Annotated in this window: 17 protein-coding genes; 14 read left to right on the top strand and 3 right to left on the bottom strand. The window is 74.6% G+C overall.

The window, feature by feature from the left end:
* Positions 1 to 213: 213 nt before the first annotated feature.
* Positions 214 to 681, top strand: coding sequence for a hypothetical protein (locus G9H72_RS12400; protein ID WP_166171464.1), 468 nt, complete (start codon positions 214 to 216; stop codon positions 679 to 681).
* 328 nt (positions 682 to 1,009) lie between these two features.
* On the opposite strand, the gene G9H72_RS12395 is transcribed toward G9H72_RS12400, so the two are convergent.
* Entirely contained in the window at positions 1,010 to 2,239 is a 1,230-nt protein-coding gene (locus G9H72_RS12395) for a DUF349 domain-containing protein (protein WP_166171439.1), read from the bottom strand.
* A 5-nt stretch (positions 2,240 to 2,244) separates the two neighbouring features.
* Positions 2,245 to 3,075, bottom strand: a complete 831-nt coding sequence (locus G9H72_RS12390) for a peptidylprolyl isomerase (protein ID WP_166171437.1) — start codon at positions 3,073 to 3,075, stop codon at positions 2,245 to 2,247.
* 237 nt (positions 3,076 to 3,312) lie between these two features.
* Between G9H72_RS12390 and G9H72_RS12385 the strand changes: the two genes are divergently transcribed.
* The 13 genes from G9H72_RS12385 (at position 3,313) to G9H72_RS12325 (ending at position 18,504) form a co-directional block, all read left to right on the top strand.
* On the top strand, positions 3,313 to 3,987 hold the full coding sequence (locus G9H72_RS12385; protein WP_166171435.1) for an MBL fold metallo-hydrolase: 675 nt from the start codon (positions 3,313 to 3,315) through the stop codon (positions 3,985 to 3,987).
* 1 nt (position 3,988) lies between these two features.
* Complete coding sequence (gene hisS, locus G9H72_RS12380) at positions 3,989 to 5,287, top strand: histidine--tRNA ligase (RefSeq protein WP_166171433.1); 1,299 nt, start codon at positions 3,989 to 3,991, stop codon at positions 5,285 to 5,287.
* Complete coding sequence (gene aspS / locus G9H72_RS12375) at positions 5,284 to 7,014, top strand: aspartate--tRNA ligase (RefSeq protein WP_166171431.1); 1,731 nt, start codon at positions 5,284 to 5,286, stop codon at positions 7,012 to 7,014. Before hisS ends, aspS begins: the two co-directional genes overlap by 4 nt.
* A gap of 132 nt (positions 7,015 to 7,146) precedes the next feature.
* Positions 7,147 to 7,869 (top strand): GAF and ANTAR domain-containing protein, encoded by a 723-nt coding sequence (locus G9H72_RS12370; RefSeq protein ID WP_166171429.1) that lies wholly within the window; start codon positions 7,147 to 7,149, stop codon positions 7,867 to 7,869.
* Positions 7,866 to 9,374 carry a PP2C family protein-serine/threonine phosphatase gene (locus tag G9H72_RS22430; protein WP_166171427.1) on the top strand — a complete coding sequence of 503 codons (1,509 nt, stop codon included), beginning with the start codon at positions 7,866 to 7,868 and terminating at the stop codon, positions 9,372 to 9,374. Before G9H72_RS12370 ends, G9H72_RS22430 begins: the two co-directional genes overlap by 4 nt.
* A 320-nt stretch (positions 9,375 to 9,694) precedes the next feature.
* Positions 9,695 to 11,194 (top strand): EAL domain-containing protein, encoded by a 1,500-nt coding sequence (locus tag G9H72_RS12360; RefSeq protein WP_166171425.1) that lies wholly within the window; start codon positions 9,695 to 9,697, stop codon positions 11,192 to 11,194.
* 107 nt (positions 11,195 to 11,301) lie between these two features.
* Positions 11,302 to 12,636: a replication-associated recombination protein A gene (locus G9H72_RS12355; protein WP_166171792.1), complete on the top strand. Its 1,335-nt coding sequence runs from the start codon at positions 11,302 to 11,304 to the stop codon at positions 12,634 to 12,636.
* 10 nt (positions 12,637 to 12,646) lie between these two features.
* The gene (locus tag G9H72_RS12350) at positions 12,647 to 13,045 is read left to right on the top strand and encodes a DUF948 domain-containing protein (protein ID WP_166171423.1); all 399 of its coding nucleotides are present in this window, start codon (positions 12,647 to 12,649) and stop codon (positions 13,043 to 13,045) included.
* A 1-nt stretch (position 13,046) separates the two neighbouring features.
* The gene (locus G9H72_RS12345) at positions 13,047 to 13,322 is read left to right on the top strand and encodes a DUF6167 family protein (protein WP_166171422.1); all 276 of its coding nucleotides are present in this window, start codon (positions 13,047 to 13,049) and stop codon (positions 13,320 to 13,322) included.
* A gap of 2 nt (positions 13,323 to 13,324) precedes the next feature.
* Positions 13,325 to 16,003: an alanine--tRNA ligase gene (gene alaS / locus G9H72_RS12340; protein WP_166171420.1), complete on the top strand. Its 2,679-nt coding sequence runs from the start codon at positions 13,325 to 13,327 to the stop codon at positions 16,001 to 16,003.
* 43 nt (positions 16,004 to 16,046) lie between these two features.
* Positions 16,047 to 16,580 (top strand): Holliday junction resolvase RuvX, encoded by a 534-nt coding sequence (gene ruvX / locus G9H72_RS12335; protein ID WP_166171790.1) that lies wholly within the window; start codon positions 16,047 to 16,049, stop codon positions 16,578 to 16,580.
* Positions 16,577 to 17,644, top strand: coding sequence for an endolytic transglycosylase MltG (gene mltG, locus G9H72_RS12330; RefSeq protein WP_166171418.1), 1,068 nt, complete (start codon positions 16,577 to 16,579; stop codon positions 17,642 to 17,644). The genes ruvX and mltG overlap by 4 nt, the downstream gene beginning before the upstream one ends.
* On the top strand, positions 17,644 to 18,504 hold the full coding sequence (locus G9H72_RS12325) for a shikimate dehydrogenase (protein WP_166171416.1): 861 nt from the start codon (positions 17,644 to 17,646) through the stop codon (positions 18,502 to 18,504). The genes mltG and G9H72_RS12325 overlap by 1 nt, the downstream gene beginning before the upstream one ends.
* A 4-nt stretch (positions 18,505 to 18,508) precedes the next feature.
* On the opposite strand, the gene G9H72_RS12320 is transcribed toward G9H72_RS12325, so the two are convergent.
* The gene (locus tag G9H72_RS12320) at positions 18,509 to 18,946 is read right to left on the bottom strand and encodes a hypothetical protein (RefSeq protein ID WP_166171414.1); all 438 of its coding nucleotides are present in this window, start codon (positions 18,944 to 18,946) and stop codon (positions 18,509 to 18,511) included.
* Positions 18,947 to 19,029 lie beyond the last annotated feature (83 nt).

The raw sequence follows: 19,029 nt of genomic DNA, 5'->3' as shown, positions 1-19,029 counted from the left end.
AGCGCGTGGCGCTCTCGAGAGCGCCTTTGTGGGGATGACGGCGACGACCGCAGCACCCGCACTTCGCGCTGAGCGCGCACTCCTCCTCCCGCTGAGCGCGCGACCGCTCCTCCGCTGATCATGCACCTTTGGCGAGTCGTCCACAGGCTCATCAGCGCCACGCGCGCTGGCCGGCCCACGCGCAGGCGGCACGCCGAGCAGCTCGGCGACGACGTGCTCGAAGCCCTGGCGGCGGCCGAGCACGTGCTCCTTCGTCACGATGCTGACGTCCCATCCCCGGCGCAACAGCGCACGTCTGCCGGCGTCGCAGGCCCGATCAGCAGCCGAGGTGTGGTGGGCCTCCCCGTCGTGCTCCAGCGCCTTCCGCCGCGCCTCCCACCCCATGTCACGCCGGAAGACGCGACCCGCGACGCGTACCTCGATCTGCAGGTCGGGCGCGGGAAAGCCGGCGTCGTGCAGCCGGAGCCGGCACCTCGTCTCGCCCCAGGACTCGCTGCGCGGGTCTGCGAGCGCGACCACTTCGCGAGCCTGTGCGACGAAAGGATGCTCGGCCCACCGCAGCTGCTCGTCGCGGGCCTTGCCGAGATCGAGTACGCCCCGGTGCGCCAGCCCGTCGAGCGCGCAGAGCGCGTCCGCCCGCGCAAGCCGACGGGCCAGGTCTGCCCCTGTGCGACGCGCTGAGGTCACCGGCACGTCGTCGAGGACCGTCAGGTCGTGGGGGGCCAGGTCCTGGCGCGGCTGCGGCGCAGCGCAGCGCAGCGCAAGGAGGCGGGCACCCTCGCCGCGACGTACGCCGTCGAGCAGGCGGCGGACGGCCCCACCCGAGGTCAGCCCACGGATGTCACCGGGGGAGAGCCCGTCGGCAATGGCCGATCGCCGGGTGAAAGGCCCGTCCAGCAGGAGGGGCATGAGGCCACGGTCGTGGCCTCATGCCCCTCGGAACGGCGTGCGCTGTCAGCTGTGGACAACTCGCCAGAAGTGCTTGATCAGCGTGGGGAGGAGAGGCGGGTCAGCGGGAGAACTCCGCCAGCGCCCGCTCGGCCTCCTCCAGCCAGGAGCGCCGGGCCTCGAGCGCCGACTCGGCGTCCGTGGCCTGCTTCTCCTTGCCGGCGGCGCGGGCCTTCTCGGCCTGCGCCGCGAGCTGCTCGATGGAGGCCCGCAGCTGTGCGACCGTGGCCTCGGCCCGGGCGCGGGCCTCGGGGTTTGTCCGGCGCCACTCGTCCTCCTCGGCAGCGCGGACGGCGTCCTCGACGCGGCGCAGCCGGCCCTCGACGCGGTCCCGGTCGCCGCGCGGGACGTGGCCGACCGCCTCCCACTTCTCCGAGATCGCCCGCAACGCGCGGCGCGCCGCGCGGTGGTCGGTGATCGGGAGCAGCTGCTCGGCCTCGGCCGCGATGGCCTCCTTGGCCTCGAGGTTGGCCCGCTGGTCGGAGTCGCGCTCGGACATGACCGCGTTGCGGGCGCTGAAGAAGGCGTCCTGCGCGGCCCGGAAGCGCGTCCACAGCGCCTCCTCGTCGTCCCTGCCGGCTCGGCCGGCGGCCTTCCACTGGGACATGAGGTCGCGGTAGCGGCCGGCGGTCGGGCCCCACTCGGTGGAGCCGGAGAGCTCCTCGGCCTGCTTGACCAGGAGCTCCTTGCGCGTCTTCGCCTCCGCCCGCTCGGCGTCCAGCGCGGCGAAGTGCTGCCGGCGGTTGCGGTCGAAGGTCGACCGGGCGGCGCTGAAACGCTTCCACAGCTCGTCGTCGGCCTTGCGGTCGAGCCGGGGCGCGGCCTTCCACTCGTCGAGCAGCGTGCGGAACCGCTCGCCCGTCGCCTTCCAGGCGGTGGCATCGGCGAGCGACTCGGCCTCGGAGACGATGCGCTCCTTGACCGTGCGCGCCTCCTCACGAGCCTTGGCCCGGGCGGCGTCGGACTCGACGCGGCGCTGCTCAGCGAGCGAGGACAGCGTGTCGAGCCGGGCGCTGAGCGCGTCGAGGTCGCCGACGGCGTTGGCGGTCGCGATGGCGATGCGCAGCCGATCGATCGAGGACCCGGCGTCCTTGGGCGCCAGCTCGGCCTTGCGGACGCGCTGCTCGAGGAGGGCCACCTCCGCGGCGAGCGCGTCGTACTTGCGGGCGAAGTAGGCGAGGGCCTCGTCCGGCGTCGCGCCCGGGTAGGACCCGACCGGGCGCTCCACCTCGCCGACGCGGACGTAGACGGTGCCGTCCTCGGCGACCCTGCCGAAGTCGCTGGTTGTCATGGGAGTCAGCCCCTTGCCTTCGCGACGGTGACGGTGTCCAGGGTCACGGGCTGGCTGGGCGCGCCGTCCCCGCCACCATCGGCGACACCGGCGGCTGCGACCTTCTTCAGGATGTCGAGCCCCTTGGTGATCTTGCCGAAGATCGAGTAGTTCGGCGGGAGCTGGGTGTCCTCGTAGACGAGGAAGAACTGGCTGCCGTTGGTGCCCGCGCCGCTGTTCGCCATCGCGACGGTGCCGGCGGGGTAGTTCGCGGCGCCCTCCTCGGGGAGGTTCTCGTCCTCGAACTGGTAGCCCGGGCCGCCGGTGCCGGTGCCCGTCGGGTCACCGCACTGCAGCACGTAGAGCCCGCTCGTGGTGAGCCGGTGGCAGGGCGTGCCGTCGAAGAACTTCTCCTCGGCGAGGAACGCGAAGGAGTTGACCGTGTGCGGCGCCTTCGCGCCGTCGAGGGTGAGCTCGATCGGGCCACAGTTGGTGTCGAGGGTGGCGGTGTAGCTCGCCTTGTCCACCGTGAGCGCCGGCTCCTCGTCGAACTGGGGCGCGTTCAGCCGGCCGGTCGCGGACGAGGCCGTGCACCCGTCGACCACGGGGGCGGCGGGCGTGGACTCCACGGACGCGGTCGACTCCGGGGCGGCGGCGGGGGCGTCGAGCGTGTCGTCGTCGTTGTTGACGAGGAGCGAGATCACCGCGACGCCGGCGATCACCGCCACCACAGCGGCGACCGCGGCGAGCACCTGGGTCCGCTGGCGGCGACGCTTGCGTGCCTCGGCTCGACGGGCCTGCTGGCGGACGTAGCGCTCGCGCGCCAGCTGACGCTCCCTCTTGTTGCTGGCGGCCAAGGCCGGCCCTCCTCGCGCCTCACGGCGTTACACCTGACGGATGACGGGCACAGTCTAGGCAGCCCCGCCCCTCCCGCACCGGCCGTCCCCGCACCCGGTGTCATTGCGAGGTAGTCTCGGCGCGCCCGCCGTCCGGGACCGACCTCGCTGCGGCCGTTCCCGAGCGGGGCTGCCGTGGCCGCCCCGAGGACGTGACAGCGGCGCCGGAGCCAGCGTCGCCAGAAGCGGAGGACACCCGTGCTGATCGCCGCACTTCCTGCCGCGGCGTTCGGCACCAACTGCTGGGTCCTGGCGCCGGGCGCGGGGCAGGAGTGCGTCGTCGTCGACCCCGGGGTGGGCATCGTCCCCGGCCTCGACGAGCTGCTCGCGCGCCACCGGCTGCGCCCGGCCGCGGTGCTGCTCACCCACGGGCACGTCGACCACGTCTTCTCCGTCGTGCCGGTCTGCCAGGCGCGCGGCGTGCCGGCCTATCTGCACCCCGACGACGGCTTCCTGCTCGCCGACCCCCTCGCGGCCGTCGGCCCGGGCGCCCGTGAGGCGTTCGCCGCCGCGGGGCTGGAGTGGGCCGAGCCGGACGACGTACGCCCGTTGCCGGACGGCGCCCAGCTCGAGCTCGCGGGCCTGACCCTGCGCGTGGACGCGGCACCGGGCCACACTCCCGGCTCCGTCCTCTTCATGACCGACGACGGCGGGCGCCCCACCTGCCTGTCCGGCGACGTGCTGTTCGCCGGCTCGATCGGGCGCACCGACCTGGCGAGGGGGAGCGCGAGGGACATGCGGCACAGCCTGCGGACCAAGGTCCTCCCGCTGCCCGACGAGACCCGAGTGCTCCCCGGCCACGGGCCCGAGACCACCATCGGCGCCGAGCGCGCGTCGAACCCGTTCCTGCTCGACCTCTCGGAAGTGCGCTGACATGCCCGGCTCCCCGACGTTCCAGGCCCCGAAGGGGGTCGCGGAGTACGTCCCGCCCGACTCGAACGCCTGGCTGGCGGTGCGTGAGGCGCTCTGCGCCCCGGCGCGCCGGGCCGGCTACGGCTACGTCGAGCTCCCGGTGTTCGAGGACACCGGGCTGTTCGTGCGCGGCGTGGGCGAGTCGACCGACGTGGTCAGCAAGGAGATGTACACCTTCGAGGACCGCGGCGGCCGGTCGATCACGCTCCGCCCCGAGGGCACGGCCGGGGTGATGCGGGCCGTGATCGAGCACGGGCTCGACCGCGGCCAGCTGCCGGTCAAGCTGTGGTACGCGGGGCAGTTCTTCCGGGCCGAGCGCCCGCAGGCGGGCCGCTACCGCCAGTTCTCCCAGGTCGGGGTCGAGGCGATCGGCACCGACGACCCGGCCCTGGACGCCGAGGTCGTCGCGATCGCCGACGAGGGCTTCCGGTCCCTGGGCCTCACGGGCTACCGGCTCGAGCTGACCTCGCTCGGCTGCGCGCAGTGCCGGCCCGCCTACCGCGAGCGGCTCCAGGCGTTCCTCGCCGGCCTCGACCTCGACGAGGCGACGCGCGCCCGCGCCGCGCTCAACCCGCTGCGCGTCCTCGACGACAAGCGCGAGGGCGTGCGCCGCCAGCTCGCCGACGCCCCGTTGATGCTCGACAACCTGTGCGCCGAGGACGCAGCGCACTTCAGCGAAGTCCGCGTCCACCTCGACGCGCTGGGCGTGGCGTACGACATCAACCCGCGGATGGTGCGCGGGCTCGACTACTACACGCGCACCACCTTCGAGTTCGTGCACCCCGGCCTCGGCGCCCAGTCGGGCATCGGCGGCGGCGGACGCTACGACGGCCTCATGGAGTCGCTCGGCGGGCAGGCACTGTCCGGCATCGGCTTCGGGCTCGGGGTGGACCGCGCGCTGCTGGCCTGCCGGGTCGAGGGCCTCGCCCCGGCCGACGAGTCCCGGTGCGACGTCTACCTCGTGCCGCTCGGCCCCGCCGCCAAGGCCCGGCTGGTCACCGTGGCCGGCGCCCTGCGCGGGCGCGGCGTCCGGGTCGACCTGGCGTACGGCGACCGCGGCATGAAGGGCGCCATGAAGGGCGCGGACCGCAGCGGCGCCGCGTACGCCGTCGTCCTCGGCGAGCGTGACCTCAAGGCCGGGACGGCGCAGGTCAAGGACCTGCGCTCCGGCGAGCAGCGCGCCGTCGCCCTCGACGACCTCACAGACCACCTGACCCGAACCGTCGCAGCAGCACACGTCCCGCAGGGAGAGCCCCAGTGATCCGCACGACAGAAGCAGGAACGCTGCGAGCCGAGCACGCCGGCCAGGGCGTGGTGCTCGCCGGTTGGGTCGCGCGCCGGCGCGACCACGGCGGGGTGGCCTTCCTCGACCTGCGCGACGCGTCCGGCATCGTGCAGGTCGTGGTCCGCGAGTCGGACGTCGCGCACGACCTGCGCGCGGAGTACTGCGTCAAGGTCACCGGCGAGGTGCGCACCCGGCCCGAGGGCAACGAGAACACCGAGATCCCGACCGGTGCCGTCGAGGTCGTCGCGTCCGGGGTCGAGGTGCTGAGCGAGGCCGCGCCGCTGCCGTTCCAGCTGGACCAGCAGGACGTCAACGAGGAGGCCCGCCTCCGCTACCGCTACCTGGACCTGCGCCGTGAGGGGCCGGCCAAGGCGATCCGGATGCGCAGCGAGGTCAGCCGGATCGCGCGCAACGTGCTGGCCGAGCGCAGCTTCGTCGAGGTGGAGACCCCGACGCTGACCCGATCCACGCCCGAGGGCGCCCGAGACTTCCTGGTCCCCGTACGCCTGCAGCCGGGTTCCTGGTACGCCCTTCCCCAGTCTCCGCAGCTGTTCAAGCAGCTGCTCATGGTCGGCGGGCTCGAGCGGTACTACCAGATCGCGCGCTGCTACCGGGACGAGGACTTCCGCGCGGACCGGCAGCCGGAGTTCACCCAGCTCGACATCGAGATGAGCTTCGTCGAGCAGGACGACGTCATCGAGCTCGGCGAGGCCGTCGTGCGCGCGCTCTGGAAGGGCGTGCTCGGCCACGACATCGGCGAGGTCCCGCGCATGACCTACGCCGAGGCGATGACCCGCTACGGGTCGGACAAGCCCGACCTGCGCTTCGGCAACGAGCTGGTCGACCTCACCGACTACTTCAAGGACACGCCTTTCCGCGTCTTCCAGGCCGCCCACGTGGGCGCGGTCGTCATGCCCGGCGGAGCGTCCCAGCCGCGCAAGACGTTCGACGCGTGGCAGGAGTGGGCCAAGCAGCGCGGCGCGCGTGGCCTGGCGTACGTCACCTTCGGGCAGGACGGCGAGCTCGGCGGCCCGGTCGCGAAGAACCTCTCCGAGCAGGAGCGCGCCGGCCTGCGCGAGGCCGTCGGTGCAGAGCCCGGCGACTGCGCGTTCTTCGCCGCGGGGGAGCGCAACGGCGCCCTCGCGCTGCTCGGCGCCACCCGGCTGGAGATCGGCAAGCGCACCGGCCAGATCGACGAGTCGGCCTGGTCGTTCCTCTGGATCGTCGACGCACCGATGTTCGAGCTGACCGACGAGGGCACGTGGACCTCGCTGCACCACCCCTTCACCTCCCCGAAGGCCGAGTGGCTCGACCGGCTGGAGGAGGCGCCGGGGGAGGCGCTCGCCTACGCGTACGACATGGTCTGCAACGGCAACGAGATCGGCGGCGGGTCGATCCGTATCCACCGCGGGGACGTCCAGCGCCGGGTCTTCACCCTGCTGGGCATCTCCGAGGAGGAGGCGGCCGACAAGTTCGGCTTCCTGCTCGACGCGTTCAAGTTCGGCCCGCCGCCGCACGGCGGCATCGCCTTCGGCTGGGACCGCATCTGCATGCTGCTCGCCGGCGTCGAGTCGCTGCGCGAGGTGATCGCGTTCCCGAAGACGGGCGCGGGCTACGACCCGCTGACCGGCGCGCCGACGCCGATCACGCCGGCGCAGCGCAAGGAGGCGGGGGTCGACGCGGTGCCCGAGCCGAAGGAGTGAGGCCGGCTCGCGGCTCCGGGTGAGCTAAGGTTCGCGCAGCACCATCGGTCGAGCCAGTGGCCGGACCGCCGGGAACGGCGGACTCAGCACTGATCTCGCTACCTGCCCGGCCTCGGGCGGACTGGACCGACGGTGACAGACTCTTCGCCCCTCTCCGAGGAGATGCTGGGCGTCTTCGCTCGCATGGCGGGCCTGCTACTGACCGAGGAGACCGTCGCCACGGCGCTGCGGCTGGTGACGTCCCTGGCGGTGGAGGCGATCCCGGCCGCGACGGGGAGCGGGCTCACGCTCGTCGGCCCGGGCGGGCACCCGGCGACCTCGGCGGCGACCGACGACGTGGTCGAGCAGTCCGACGCCCTCCAGTACGACCTCGACGAGGGCCCGTGCCTCGCCGCGGCGGCCAGCCGGGCACTGGTGCGGGTGGACGACACCGGGGCCGAGCAGCGCTGGCCGGGCTGGGCGTCCGCCGCCACCCGGCTCGGCCTGCGGTCGTCCCTCAGCGCGCCCCTGGTGGCCGGCGACCGCTGCCTCGGCGCGCTCAAGGTGTACGGCCGCGAGCCGCACGCCTTCGATGCGCGCACCGAGAGCATGCTCGTGCTCTTCTCCGCCCAGGCCGCGATCCTCGTCGCCAACGTGCAGGCGTACGACTCGGCGCAGCGCCTCTCCGGGCAACTGCGGGAGGCGCTGCGCAGCCGGGACCTCATCGGGCAGGCGAAGGGCATCCTCATCGCCACCCGGCGCGTCGACGAGGACACGGCGTTCGCGATGCTCGCCGCCACGTCGCAGCGGGAGAACCGCAAGGTGCACGACGTCGCCCGGGGGCTGGTGGAGTCCTACTCGCGGCGCCGCCGGTGAGCGACCGGCCGGCCGGGCGGCACGAGCCCGGCGTCGAGGGCCACCGGCGGGCGCTGCAGGCCGTGCTCCGGCGAGGCGCGGTGACCCCGGAGCAGCTGTGGCTGCGCTACTTCGCGACCGGCGGCGTCGCGGGGATGCTCGAGCTGGAGGGCTACCTGCAGGGCCTGGTGGAGCTGCCGCCGGCCGACCGCGACATGCTCGCCCAGTCGGCCAACGAGCTGCTCGACGAGGTCGCCGGGCGCCTGCGGGTGCCCTACAGCCGGCAGCTGCGGGACCCGCTGCCCCCTGCGGGGCCGCTGCTCGCGCTGGTTCGCCTCCTCCAGGAGACCCCGCGGGCCCTGTCCGGCGGGGTCGACGACGCGGTCGCCGCCGCGGTCGCGGCCCTCGGGCCCGGGATCGAGGCCACCGTCTACGTCGTCGACTACGCCGAGGAGCGGCTCGTCGCGCTGCCCAGCAGCAGGCATCCGGAGCGGCCGCCGATCGGCCTCGAGGGGACCCTGGCCGGGCGGGCGTTCCAGCTCACCGAGACTCAGGCGGCCTTCCACGACGCGCAGCCCCGGCTGTGGGTGCCGCTCCTGGACGGGGTGGAGCGGATCGGCGCGCTCGACGTGGCCGTGAGCACCGCCAGCGAGCTGACCGACCCCTTGCTCCGCGAGCAGTGCGAGTGGGTCGCCTCGCTGGCCGCCCACCTCGTCGCGAGCGCGGACCGGTCGGGGGACACGGTCGACCGGGCCCGGCGGGGCCGGCCGCGCAACGCCTCCACCGAGCTGCTGTGGTCGCTGCTGCCACCGTTGACCGGCGGCAGCGAGACGTTCACGATCAGCGGCCGGCTGGAGCCGGCCGACGCGGTCGGCGGCGACGTCTTCGACTACGCCCTGAGCGGCGACCGGGTCCACCTCGCGGTGTTCGACGCGATGGGCCACGCCCTGGGCGCCGGGCTCATCGCCGCGACCGCGCTCGCGGCGTACCGCGCCGCGCGGCGGTCCGGGGCGGGGCTGTTCGGGCAGGCCGCGGCGCTCGACGAGACGATCGCCCAGCACTTCCCGGAGGCCTTCGCGACCGGGGTGATCGCCGAGCTCGACCTCACGTCCGGGGCCCTGCGCTACCTGGTCGCGGGCCACCCCGCCCCCCTCCTGCTGCGGGATGCGCGGGTCGTGCCCGGGCTCGCGGACGGGCGCCGGGTGCCCTTCGGCCTCGGCACCGGCGCGATGGACATCGGCCAGGCGTCGCTCGAGCCGGACGACTGCGTGGTGCTCTACACCGACGGGGTGACGGAGGCCCGGGACGCGGCGGGCGAGTTCTTCGGCCTGCCGCGCCTGGTGGACCTGCTCGAGCGCGGGGCCGCCGCCCGCCAGCCGCCCCCGGAGACCGTGCGCCGGCTCATGGCCTCGGTCCTCCACCACCAGCAGGGGCTGCTGCAGGACGACGCGAGCGTGGTGGTGGCGCACTGGGGCCCGCCGCCGCCGATCCCTGGTGCGCGAGCGGACACCGCCGACTGGCGGTGACGATCCTGGCGATACCTGGACATCAGCCGCGATCCGCCGGGGTCGAAATTCGCGCGCCTGCGCTATGTGGCTGAGCACGCACGGAGCGGTACCTTCTGCGGTGCACGGTTTGGCGGGCTCCAGCTGGGCTCCTCGGGGGAGGGCGCCGGACGAAGGGCGGCGGCGTGGGTGGGCGGGCGAGGCCGGGCTGGCGCGTCCCCGTCGGCCGTCTCCTTCGGACGGCGGCGGTCGTCCTCGCTGCCGCGGCGCTGACCTCCACCGCTCTCGCCGCCCACGTCGACGGGCCGCGCAGAAGTGCAACGAGCATTGCACTTCTCGGCTTGACGGCGCTCGCCCTGCTGGTCAGCGGCGGGCTGCTGGCGGTCCGGCTGCCCGGCAACGGCCGTAGCCCCTGGCTGCTCACCGGCTACCTCACGGCCGGGGCGCTGATGGCGTTGCGCTCGGTGCTCATGCCGGCGGGCCCGCGCCCAGGTGACTCGCCCGGCCCGGCGGCGGGCGACGCGGCGCTGCGCACGGCCGCCGAGCACTGGGCGGACACGGCCGGCACCAACGCCCTCGTCACGGCGGCCGCGCTCGTCTCCTGCGCACTGCTGGCCGCCCACCGCCCGTATCCGACGCCCAGGGCCTGCCTGTCGGTCGGCACGGGGCTGGTGCTCGGCGGCGCGTACCTCTGTGTCGAGGGGGCCCCCGGCGTCGCCCTGGCCGGGCCCGCGGGCGACGCCACGGCGTACGCCTCGGTCGCGCACGGCGCGCTGGCCCTGCTCGCACTGGCCGCGCTCGTCGGCCTGCGCCGGGCCGCGGGCCCGCGGCCCGACTTCACGCTCGCCTGGCCGCTCGGCCACCTGGCGCTCCTCACGGCGGTCCTGCTGCTGCGCGCGCTCTCGCCGGACGTCTTCGGCCCCGGCTGGTGGGCCGCCCTGGCCCTGCAGGCGCTGGCCGCCGTCCTGCTGCTGGCGGGCCTGCTGACCGGCGTCGCCCGGCTGGTCATCGCCCTGGAGAAGGGCGTGCCGCGGCGGGCCGAGGACGGGCACCGGCTCGCCGGCCCGCCGGCGGAGGCCGTGGCCGGCTCGCAGGTATCGCGTCGCGAGGTGCTCGACCTGCTGACCGACGGGCATCTGGAGGTGGCCGTCCAGCCGGTGGTGTGCCTCGCCGGCGGCAAGCCGGTGGGGCTGGAGGCGCTCGCCCGGTTCTCCGCCGGGCCGGCAGGAGCCCCGCTCGCGCCGGCCGGGGTGTTCGCCGCCGCCGGGGAGGCCGGGGTCGGGGTCGAGCTCGAGGTGCTCTCCGTACGCCGGGCGCTGGGCCTGCTCGACCGGCTGCCGGCCGGGCTGTGGCTGTCCGTGAACGTCTCCCCGACCACCGCCGCGAGCCGGGAGCTGTCCGGGGAGCTGTTCCGGGCCGGCCCGGCCCGTATGCGGCGCATCGTGCTCGAGCTGACCGAGCACGCCGCGGTCGAGGAGTACGACCTGCTCGTGGGCGCGCTCGAGCCGCTGCGGGAGGCGGGAGTCCGCGTGGCGGTCGACGACGCCGGCGCCGGCTTCGCCAGCTTCCGCCACGTGGTCCGGCTGCGCCCCGACGTGGTCAAGCTCGACAGCAGCCTCATCGCCGGGATCGACGCCGACCCGGTACGCCGGTCACTGGTGGCCTCCCTGCTGCGCTTCAGCGCGGACATCGGGGCGACCGTCGTCGCCGAGGGGGTCGAGACGAAGGGCGAGCTGAAGGCGCTGGGCGAGCTGGAGGTCGCCTGGGGGCAGGGGTACCTGCTCGGGCGGCCCGGCTGCGTGGCCGCCGTCCTCGACGGGCTCGTCGGCCAGCGGGTGTAGCCGGCTCCCCGGGGGCCCGGCCTGGCCTTAGCCTCGAGCGCGTGACCGACCTGTTCAGCTCCGCGGGCGAGGACGTCGCGCGCGGCAACGCGCCGCTGGCGGTGCGCATGCGGCCGCGGTCCCTCGACGAGGTGGTGGGGCAGGCCTCGCTGCTCGGCCCGGGCGCCCCGCTCCGCCGGCTGGCCGAGGGCGGTCAGGCGCCGGCCTCGGTCGTGCTGTGGGGGCCGCCCGGCACCGGCAAGACCACCCTGGCGCACCTGGTCTCGGCGGCAGGCGGCCGCCACTTCGTCGAGCTGTCCGCGGTGATGGCCGGGGTGAAGGAGGTGCGCGCCGTCGTCGAGGACGCGCGCCGGCGGCTCGGCTCGTCGGGCCAGGAGACCGTGCTGTTCGTCGACGAGGTGCACCGCTTCTCCCGCACGCAGCAGGACGCCCTGCTGCCGTCGGTGGAGAACCGCTGGGTCGTCCTCGTCGCGGCCACCACGGAGAACCCCTACTTCTCGGTCGTCTCGCCCCTGCTGTCACGGTCCCTGCTGCTGACGCTGTCACCGCTCACGGACGAGGACGTCCGGGTGCTCGTGCGGCGCGCGCTGACCGACGCGCGCGGCCTCGGCGGTGCCGTACGCCTGGAGGAGGCCGCGGAGGAGCACCTGCTGCGCATCGCCGGCGGGGACGCCCGACGTGCCCTGACGGCCCTGGAGTCCGCGGCGGGGGCGGCACAGGAGGCGGGCGCCGCGGCGATCGACGTGGAGACCCTCGAGCGCGCGGTGGACCGCGCGGCGGTCCGCTACGACAAGACCGGCGACCAGCACTACGACGTCGCCAGCGCGTTCATCAAGTCGGTCCGGGGGTCCGACGTCGACGCGGCCCTGCACTACCTCGCCCGCATGGTGGAGGCGGGGGAGGACCCGCGCTTCATCGCCCGCCGGCTGATGATCTCGGCCAGCGAGGACATCGGCATGGCGGACCCGACGGCCCTGCAGACCGCGGTCGCCGCCGCCCAGGCGGTCGCCCTCATCGGGATGCCCGAAGCCCGCATCATCCTTGCCCAGGCCGTCGTCGCCCTCGCCCTCGCGCCGAAGTCGAACGCGGTCTACCTGGCGGTGGACGCGGCCATCGCGGACGTGCGCCGCGGGCTGGCCGGGCCGGTGCCGGCCCATCTGCGCGACGCCCACTACGCGGGCGCGAAGCGGCTCGAGCACGGGGCGGGCTACCGCTACGCCCACGACTACCCCCACGGGGTCGTCGCCCAGCAGTACGCCCCGGACGCCGTGGTGGGCCGTGACTACTACGCCCCGACGGGCCACGGCGCCGAGCGGATGATCGGCGACCGGGTGGACCGCCTCCGGCGGGCGGTGCGCGGCCTGCCCGCTCCCGAGGCGGCCGTCGCCCCCGCCCCGCCGCCGCCCCCCGAGGCGGCGGAGGGACCGGAGGCCACGGGGTAGGGTTCCCGCCATGTCCCCTGGGGAGATCGCCGGCCTGGTGGCGGCGTTCGCTTTCGTGCTGCTCGTCGGTGTCGTCGCGGTCCCGCTCGTCAAGCTGGGCCGCCTGATCGACGAGGCCCGCGGCACCGTCCGCGGCCTGACCGACGAGACCGTCCCGCTCGTGCGGGAGGTGACGACGACGGTGACGACGACCAACGGCAACCTCGTCAAGCTCGACGGCATCACCGGCAACGTGCAGGAGATGTCCGGCAACGTGTCGGCGTTCACCGCGCTTCTGGTGTCGACGCTCGGCCGCCCCATGTTGAAGGCGTCGTCGTTCAGCTACGGCGTCCGCGAGGCGCTCTCCGAGCGCCGCCGGCCGACCGGGACCCGCCGTGCGCAGGGCCGCCCGACCCGCGGAAGGGGCTGACGTGATCCGCCGGCTGTTCTGGCTCGGCCTCGGCGCCGCGCTCGGCGCGCTGATCGTGCGCCGGCTCACCCGCGCCGCGCAGGCGCTCACCCCGCAGAGCATGGCGCAGACCCTCGCCGACGCGATGCGCGAGCTCGGGGCGGGCATCCGCGACTTCGGCCAGGACGTACGGGCCGCGATGTCCGACCGCGAGGCCGAGCTCCGCGACGCGCTCGGCATCCCCGACGGCGAGGCCCCCGACAACCGAACCGGCGATTCCGGAAGGACGCGTCACTGATCATGGAGTCCGCCGAGATCGCCCGTCGCTGGCTGTCGTTCTTCGAGGAGCGCGGCCACCGCGTGGTCCCGTCCGCATCGCTGATCGCGGACGACCCCACGCTGCTGCTCGTCAACGCGGGCATGGTGCCGTTCAAGCCGTTCTTCCTCGGCGAGCAGACGCCGCCGTCGCCGCGCGCGACGAGCATCCAGAAGTGCGTGCGCACCCTCGACATCGAGGAGGTCGGCAAGACCACGCGCCACGCCTCCTTCTTCCAGATGTGCGGGAACTTCTCGTTCGGCGACTACTTCAAGGAGAAGGCCATCCCGCTCGCCTGGGAGCTGCTCACGCGCTCGCAGGCCGACGGCGGGTTCGGCTTCCCCGAGGACCGGCTGTGGGTGACCGTCCTGCACGAGGACGACGAGTCGGCCGACCTGTGGGCCAACGAGGTGGGCGTCTCGCGCGACCGCATCCAGCGCCGCGGGCCCAAGGACAACTACTGGCACATGGGGGTCCCCGGCCCCGGCGGCCCCTGCTCGGAGATCTACTTCGACCGGGGGCCGGAGCACGGCGCGGAGGGTGGGCCGGAGGCCGACGAGGAGCGCTACCTCGAGGTCTGGAACCTCGTCTTCATGCAGTACGAGCTCAGCGCCGTCCGCAGCAAGGTCGACTTCGACGTCGCGGGCGAGCTGCCGGCGAAGAACGTCGACACGGGACTCGGCCTCGAGCGCATGGCCACCCTGCTGCAGGGCGTCGACAACCTTTACGAGATCGACACGACCCGGCAGGTGCTCGACCGCGCGGCCGGGCTGGCGGGCAAGACGTACGGCGCCGAGAGCCGCAGCGACATCTCGCTGCGCGTCGTCGCCGACCACGCGCGAACGGCGGTGATGCTGATCGGTGACGGCGTGGCGCCCTCGAACGAGGGCCGCGGCTACGTCCTGCGCCGGATGATGCGGCGCACGATCCGCAACATGCGGCTGCTCGGCGCCCCGGACGCGACGATGCCCGAGCTGGTGGACGCGTCCATCCGGGCGATGGCCCCGCAGTACCCCCAGCTCGAGCAGCAGCGCGACCGCATCACCAAGACCGCGGTCGCCGAGGAGGCGAGCTTCCTCTCGACGCTCCGCTCGGGCACCCAGCTGTTCGACCTGGCCGCCGGTCAGGCCAAGACCGCGGGCGCGCGCAGCCTCTCCGGCGAGGAGGCGTTCCGGCTGCACGACACCTACGGCTTCCCCATCGACCTGACGCTGGAGATGGCCGAGGAGCAGGGCCTCTCGGTCGACGCCGACGGCTTCCGGCGCCTGATGCAGGAGCAGCGCGACCGGGCGAAGGCCGACGCGCGGGCGAAGAAGACCGGCCACGCGGACGTGTCGGCGTACCGCGGGGTAGCCGACGCGATGGGCGCGGCCGTCACCTTCACCGGCTACGACGAGGTGGTGGGCGAGGGCACCGTCCGCGGGCTGCTCCGCGACGGCACCTCGGTCGCCGTCGCCGCCGAGGGGGACGTGGTCGAGGTCGTGCTCGACCGCACGCCGTTCTATGCCGAGGGCGGCGGCCAGCTCGCCGACGCCGGTTACCTGCAGCTGGCCAATGGCGCGCAGATCGAGGTCTACGACGTCCAGCAGCCGGTGCCGGGCGTGATCGTGCACCGCGGGAAGGTCATGGCCGGCGAGGCCGTGCTCGACCTCGGGGCGCAGGCCGTGGTCGACATCGAGCGTCGCCGGGCGATCTCGCGTGCGCACACCGCCACGCACATGGTCCACAAGGCCTTCCGCGAGGCGCTGGGCGAGACGGCCACCCAGGCCGGCTCGGAGAACGCGCCGGGGCGCTTCCGGTTCGACTTCCACGCCGCCGGTGCCGTGCCGCAGACCGTCCTGCTCGACGTCGAGCAGAAGGTGAACGAGCTGCTCGCCCAGGACCTGCCGGTCCACGCGGAGGTCATGACGCAGGCCGAGGCCGTCTCCTCCGGGGCCATGGCGCTGTTCGGGGAGAAGTACGGCGACGAGGTGCGCGTCGTGTCCGTCGGCGACTGGGCGCGCGAGCTGTGCGGGGGCACCCACGCCCAGCGCTCGGGCCAGCTCGGCCTGATCACCCTGCTCGGCGAGTCCTCCATCGGCGCGGGCACGCGGCGCGTCGAGGCGCTCGTCGGCACCGACGCCTACCGCTTCCTGGCCCGCGAGCACCTGCTCGTCAACCAGCTCTCGGACGTGCTCAAGGCGCGGCCGGAGGAGCTTCCGGAGCGGATCGGCGGCATCGTCGAGCGGCTGCGCGAGGTGGAGAAGGAGCTGCAGCAGGTCCGCTCCGCGCAGGTCCTCGCGGCCGCCGGCGGGCTAGCCGCCAACCCGGCCGACGTGTTCGGCGTCGCGGTCGTGACGCACCACGCCCCCGACGCCACGAGCGCCGACGACCTGCGCCGGCTCGCCCTCGACGTCCGCGGCCGCATCCCGGCCGACCGGCCCGCGGTCGTGGCCGTGGCGGCCCAGGCGGGGGAGCGCCCCGTGGTCGTCGTCGCGGTCAACCAGGCGGGCCGGGAGTGGCGGCTCAAGGCCGGTGCCCTGGTCCGGGTGGCGGCCCAGGTGCTCGGCGGCGGCGGCGGTGGCAAGGACGACGTCGCCCAGGGCGGCGGCACCGACCCGGCGAAGATCGACGAGGCGCTGCGCCAGATCGAGCACACGGTAGGGTCGACGGTCACCGGCTGAGCGCCGACCGATGGAGCCCGAGGCCTTCCTGCCCGGCCCCGGCGTGCGCGCCGGTGCCCGGTTGGGCGTCGACGTCGGCAGCGTCCGGGTCGGCGTGGCGGTGAGCGACCCGCGGGCGGGCGTGGCGGTCCCGGTCGAGACGGTGCCGCGCGCGTCCGCCCGGTCCGGCACGGACATCGAGCGCATCCGCGCGCTCGTCGACGAGTACGCCGTGGTCGAGGTCGTCGTCGGCCTGCCGCGATCGCTGTCCGGGGCGGAGGGGCCGGCAGCGGAGGCCGCCCGGTCGTTCGCCAGGCGGCTGGCCCGGCGCCTGGACTGCCCCGTGCGCCTCGTGGACGAACGGCTCTCCACGGTGGCCGCGACGCGCGACCTGCGATCCGCGGGGGTGGACGCCCGGCGCGGCCGTACAGTGGTCGATCAGGCAGCGGCCGCGATCGTCCTGCAGAGCGCGCTGGACCTGGAGCGCTCCACCGGGCAGCCTCCCGGTGAGGCGGTGCCGGGGCGTGCGCGCCCCGGAACCAGGGACGCGACCGGCGCGTTCGGAACCGAGGACCCCAAGCACCAGGTGGAGGAATGAGCGGAACGAGAGCGGCCGGGCGCCGACGCCGGGAGAGCCGCAGCAGCGCGATCGCCGTCATCGTCTCGCTCGTCGTCGTCCTCGGCCTGCTGGGAGCGGGCTTCCTGGGCGTGCGGGCGCTGGTCGACGGCGTCGACCTGGCGGGCAGCACCTCCGAGGACTACACCGGCACCGGGACCGACACCGTGCTGGTGGAGGTGCGCAAGGGCGACACGTCGTCCGCCATCGGCCGGACGCTGAAGGCCGAGGGCGTCATCAAGACCGTCGGCGCCTTCGTCGACGCGGCGACGGCGAACGAGGAGTCCAAGGGCATCCAGCCCGGGTTCTACAACCTGCGCAAGGAGATGGCCGCGGCCGAGGCGCTGACGCTGATGCTCGACCCGTCCTCCCGGGCCGAGAAGAAGGTCACGATCCCGGAGGGCCTGCGGGTGACCGAGATTCTGCCGCTGCTCGTCAAGGGCACGGGCATCCCGCGCAAGCAGTTCAACGCCGCGCTCAAGAGCCCCAAGCTCAAGCTGCCGGACTACGCGGAGGGCAACCCCGAGGGCCTGCTCTTCCCCGCGACCTACACGGTGGCCCCGGACGCGACCGCGCTGTCGGTCCTGCAGCAAATGGTCAACCGCTACGAGAGCGCCGTGGAGGAGCTCGACACCGCGGACGCCCGCCTCGACGTCTACGACCTCGTGAAGATCGCCAGCATGCTGGAGAAGGAGGTCAACAACGAGGCCGACTACGGCAAGGCCTCCCGCGTGGTCTACAACCGGCTCGAGGCGAGGGAGTCGCTCGGCTTCGACTCGACGCTGCACTACTTCTACAACGACGGCGAGGCGCTGACCACCGAGCGGCTGGCCGTCGACAGCCCCTACAACACCCGCAAGTACCAAGGCCTGCCGCCGACGCCGATCAGCAACCCCGGCATGGCGACGCTCGAGGCGGCGGTCAACCCGACCCCCGGCGACTGGCGCTGGTTCCTCACCATCAGCCTGGAGACCGGCGAGACCCGGTTCTACGACAACTACGACGACTTCGTCGCGGACCGGATCAAGTACGACATCGACTACTGATGGTCGCTCCCGCGGGGCGGCGCCGGGCGGCTGTGCTCGGCTTCCCGATCGAGCACTCGCTCTCCCCGGTGCTGCACCGGGCGGCGTACGCCGCGCTCGGGCTCGAGGGCTGGTCCTACGACGCCCACGAGGTGGACGAGGCGGCGCTGCCCGGGTTCGTGGAGCGGCTCGACGCGGCGTGGGCAGGGCTGTCGCTGACGATGCCGCTCAAGCGGGCCGTGCTCCCGCTGCTGGACGAGGTGTCCGGCACCGTGCGCGCGACCGGCGCCGCGAACACCCTCGTGCTGCGCGACGGCCGCCGCCTCGGCGACAACACCGACGTCCCGGGGCTGGCGGCGGCACTGCGAGAGCGCGGCGTCGTGTCGGCGCGGAATCCGGTCGTGGTCGGCGGCGGGGCGACGGCCGCCTCGGCGGTCGCCTCGCTCGCGCTGCTGGGCGCGTCGAAGGCCCGCGTGGTCGTACGCCGCCCGGCCGCCGCGGGCCCGCTGCGCGAGGTGGGGGAGCGGGTCGGGGTGGCGCTCGCCGTCGAGCCGTGGGACGAGCCGGCCCGGGTGGCCGGCCTGCTCGCCGGCGCGGACGTCGTCGTGGCGACGACCCCCGCGGGAGCGACCGACGACGTCGCCGCGGCGCTGCCGGCACAGGTGGCCGGCGTGCTCCTCGACGTGGTGTACGCCCCCTGGCCCACCGCGCTCGCGGCGGCCTGGCGGCGCTGCGGCGGCGCGGTCGCCGGAGGGCTCGACCTGCTCGTGCACCAGGCGACGCTGCAGGCCGTCGCGATGACCGGCGCGCGGGTCGCCGCCGCCGACCTCGTGGCGCCCATGCGCGCCGCCGGTGCGGCGGCGCTGGCCGCCCGCGGCTAGGGCCTCAGAGCATGCGGTCGACCTCGCACAGGTAGCCGAAGAAAGCGGTCAGCTCGCGGGGCTCGGTGCTCTCGACCTCGACCTCCAGCCGCCGCGCGACGAAGTCCTCGTTGGCCTCGACGCGCACGGCCGTGTCCAGCCCGCGCCGCGCCGCCGCCGCCCGGGCCGCGCCCACGCGCGCCAGGTCCGTCACCAGCACCTCCGCGTACAGGCGGAACCGGTAGGTCAGGGCCAGGTCAGGTGCCACGGGCGCGACGAGGCCGAAGCGTTGCAGCCGGCGCACGTGCGCCCCGCGCAGCAGGTCGGCGCGTGCCCGCGCCTCCGCGGCGGCCTGCCGCGCGCGCTCCGCCGCCTCCTGCGCCCGCGCGCGGGCGGCTTGCGCCCTCGTGCAGGCGAACCGGGCGCTCTCCTGCAGGGCCGCGAGATCCTGCGCACGGGCCATCCCAGGCACCTCCGACACGACGACGACGGGGCGGCGACGAAACGGTCCGAAGTATGCAACAGCGCTTCCGCTCGCCCCGGCAG

The sequence above is a fragment of the Motilibacter aurantiacus genome, from assembly GCF_011250645.1.
GTDB lineage: Bacteria > Actinomycetota > Actinomycetes > Motilibacterales > Motilibacteraceae > Motilibacter_A > Motilibacter_A aurantiacus.
The sequence above is the reverse complement of the archived record's forward strand: the minus strand, read 5'-3'. Positions and strand labels throughout refer to the sequence as shown.

Excerpts from the sequence above, each read along its gene's own strand:
- G9H72_RS12350 (WP_166171423.1), top strand. The coding sequence starts at position 12,647 with ATGTCCCCTGGGGAGATCGCCGGCCTGGTGGCGGCGTTCGCTTTCGTG.
- G9H72_RS12320 (WP_166171414.1), bottom strand. The coding sequence starts at position 18,946 with ATGGCCCGTGCGCAGGATCTCGCGGCCCTGCAGGAGAGCGCCCGGTTC.
- alaS (WP_166171420.1), top strand. The coding sequence starts at position 13,325 with ATGGAGTCCGCCGAGATCGCCCGTCGCTGGCTGTCGTTCTTCGAGGAG.
- hisS (WP_166171433.1), top strand. The coding sequence starts at position 3,989 with ATGCCCGGCTCCCCGACGTTCCAGGCCCCGAAGGGGGTCGCGGAGTAC.
- mltG (WP_166171418.1), top strand. The coding sequence starts at position 16,577 with ATGAGCGGAACGAGAGCGGCCGGGCGCCGACGCCGGGAGAGCCGCAGC.
- G9H72_RS12325 (WP_166171416.1), top strand. The coding sequence starts at position 17,644 with ATGGTCGCTCCCGCGGGGCGGCGCCGGGCGGCTGTGCTCGGCTTCCCG.
- G9H72_RS12355 (WP_166171792.1), top strand. The coding sequence starts at position 11,302 with ATGCGGCCGCGGTCCCTCGACGAGGTGGTGGGGCAGGCCTCGCTGCTC.
- G9H72_RS12395 (WP_166171439.1), bottom strand. The coding sequence starts at position 2,239 with ATGACAACCAGCGACTTCGGCAGGGTCGCCGAGGACGGCACCGTCTAC.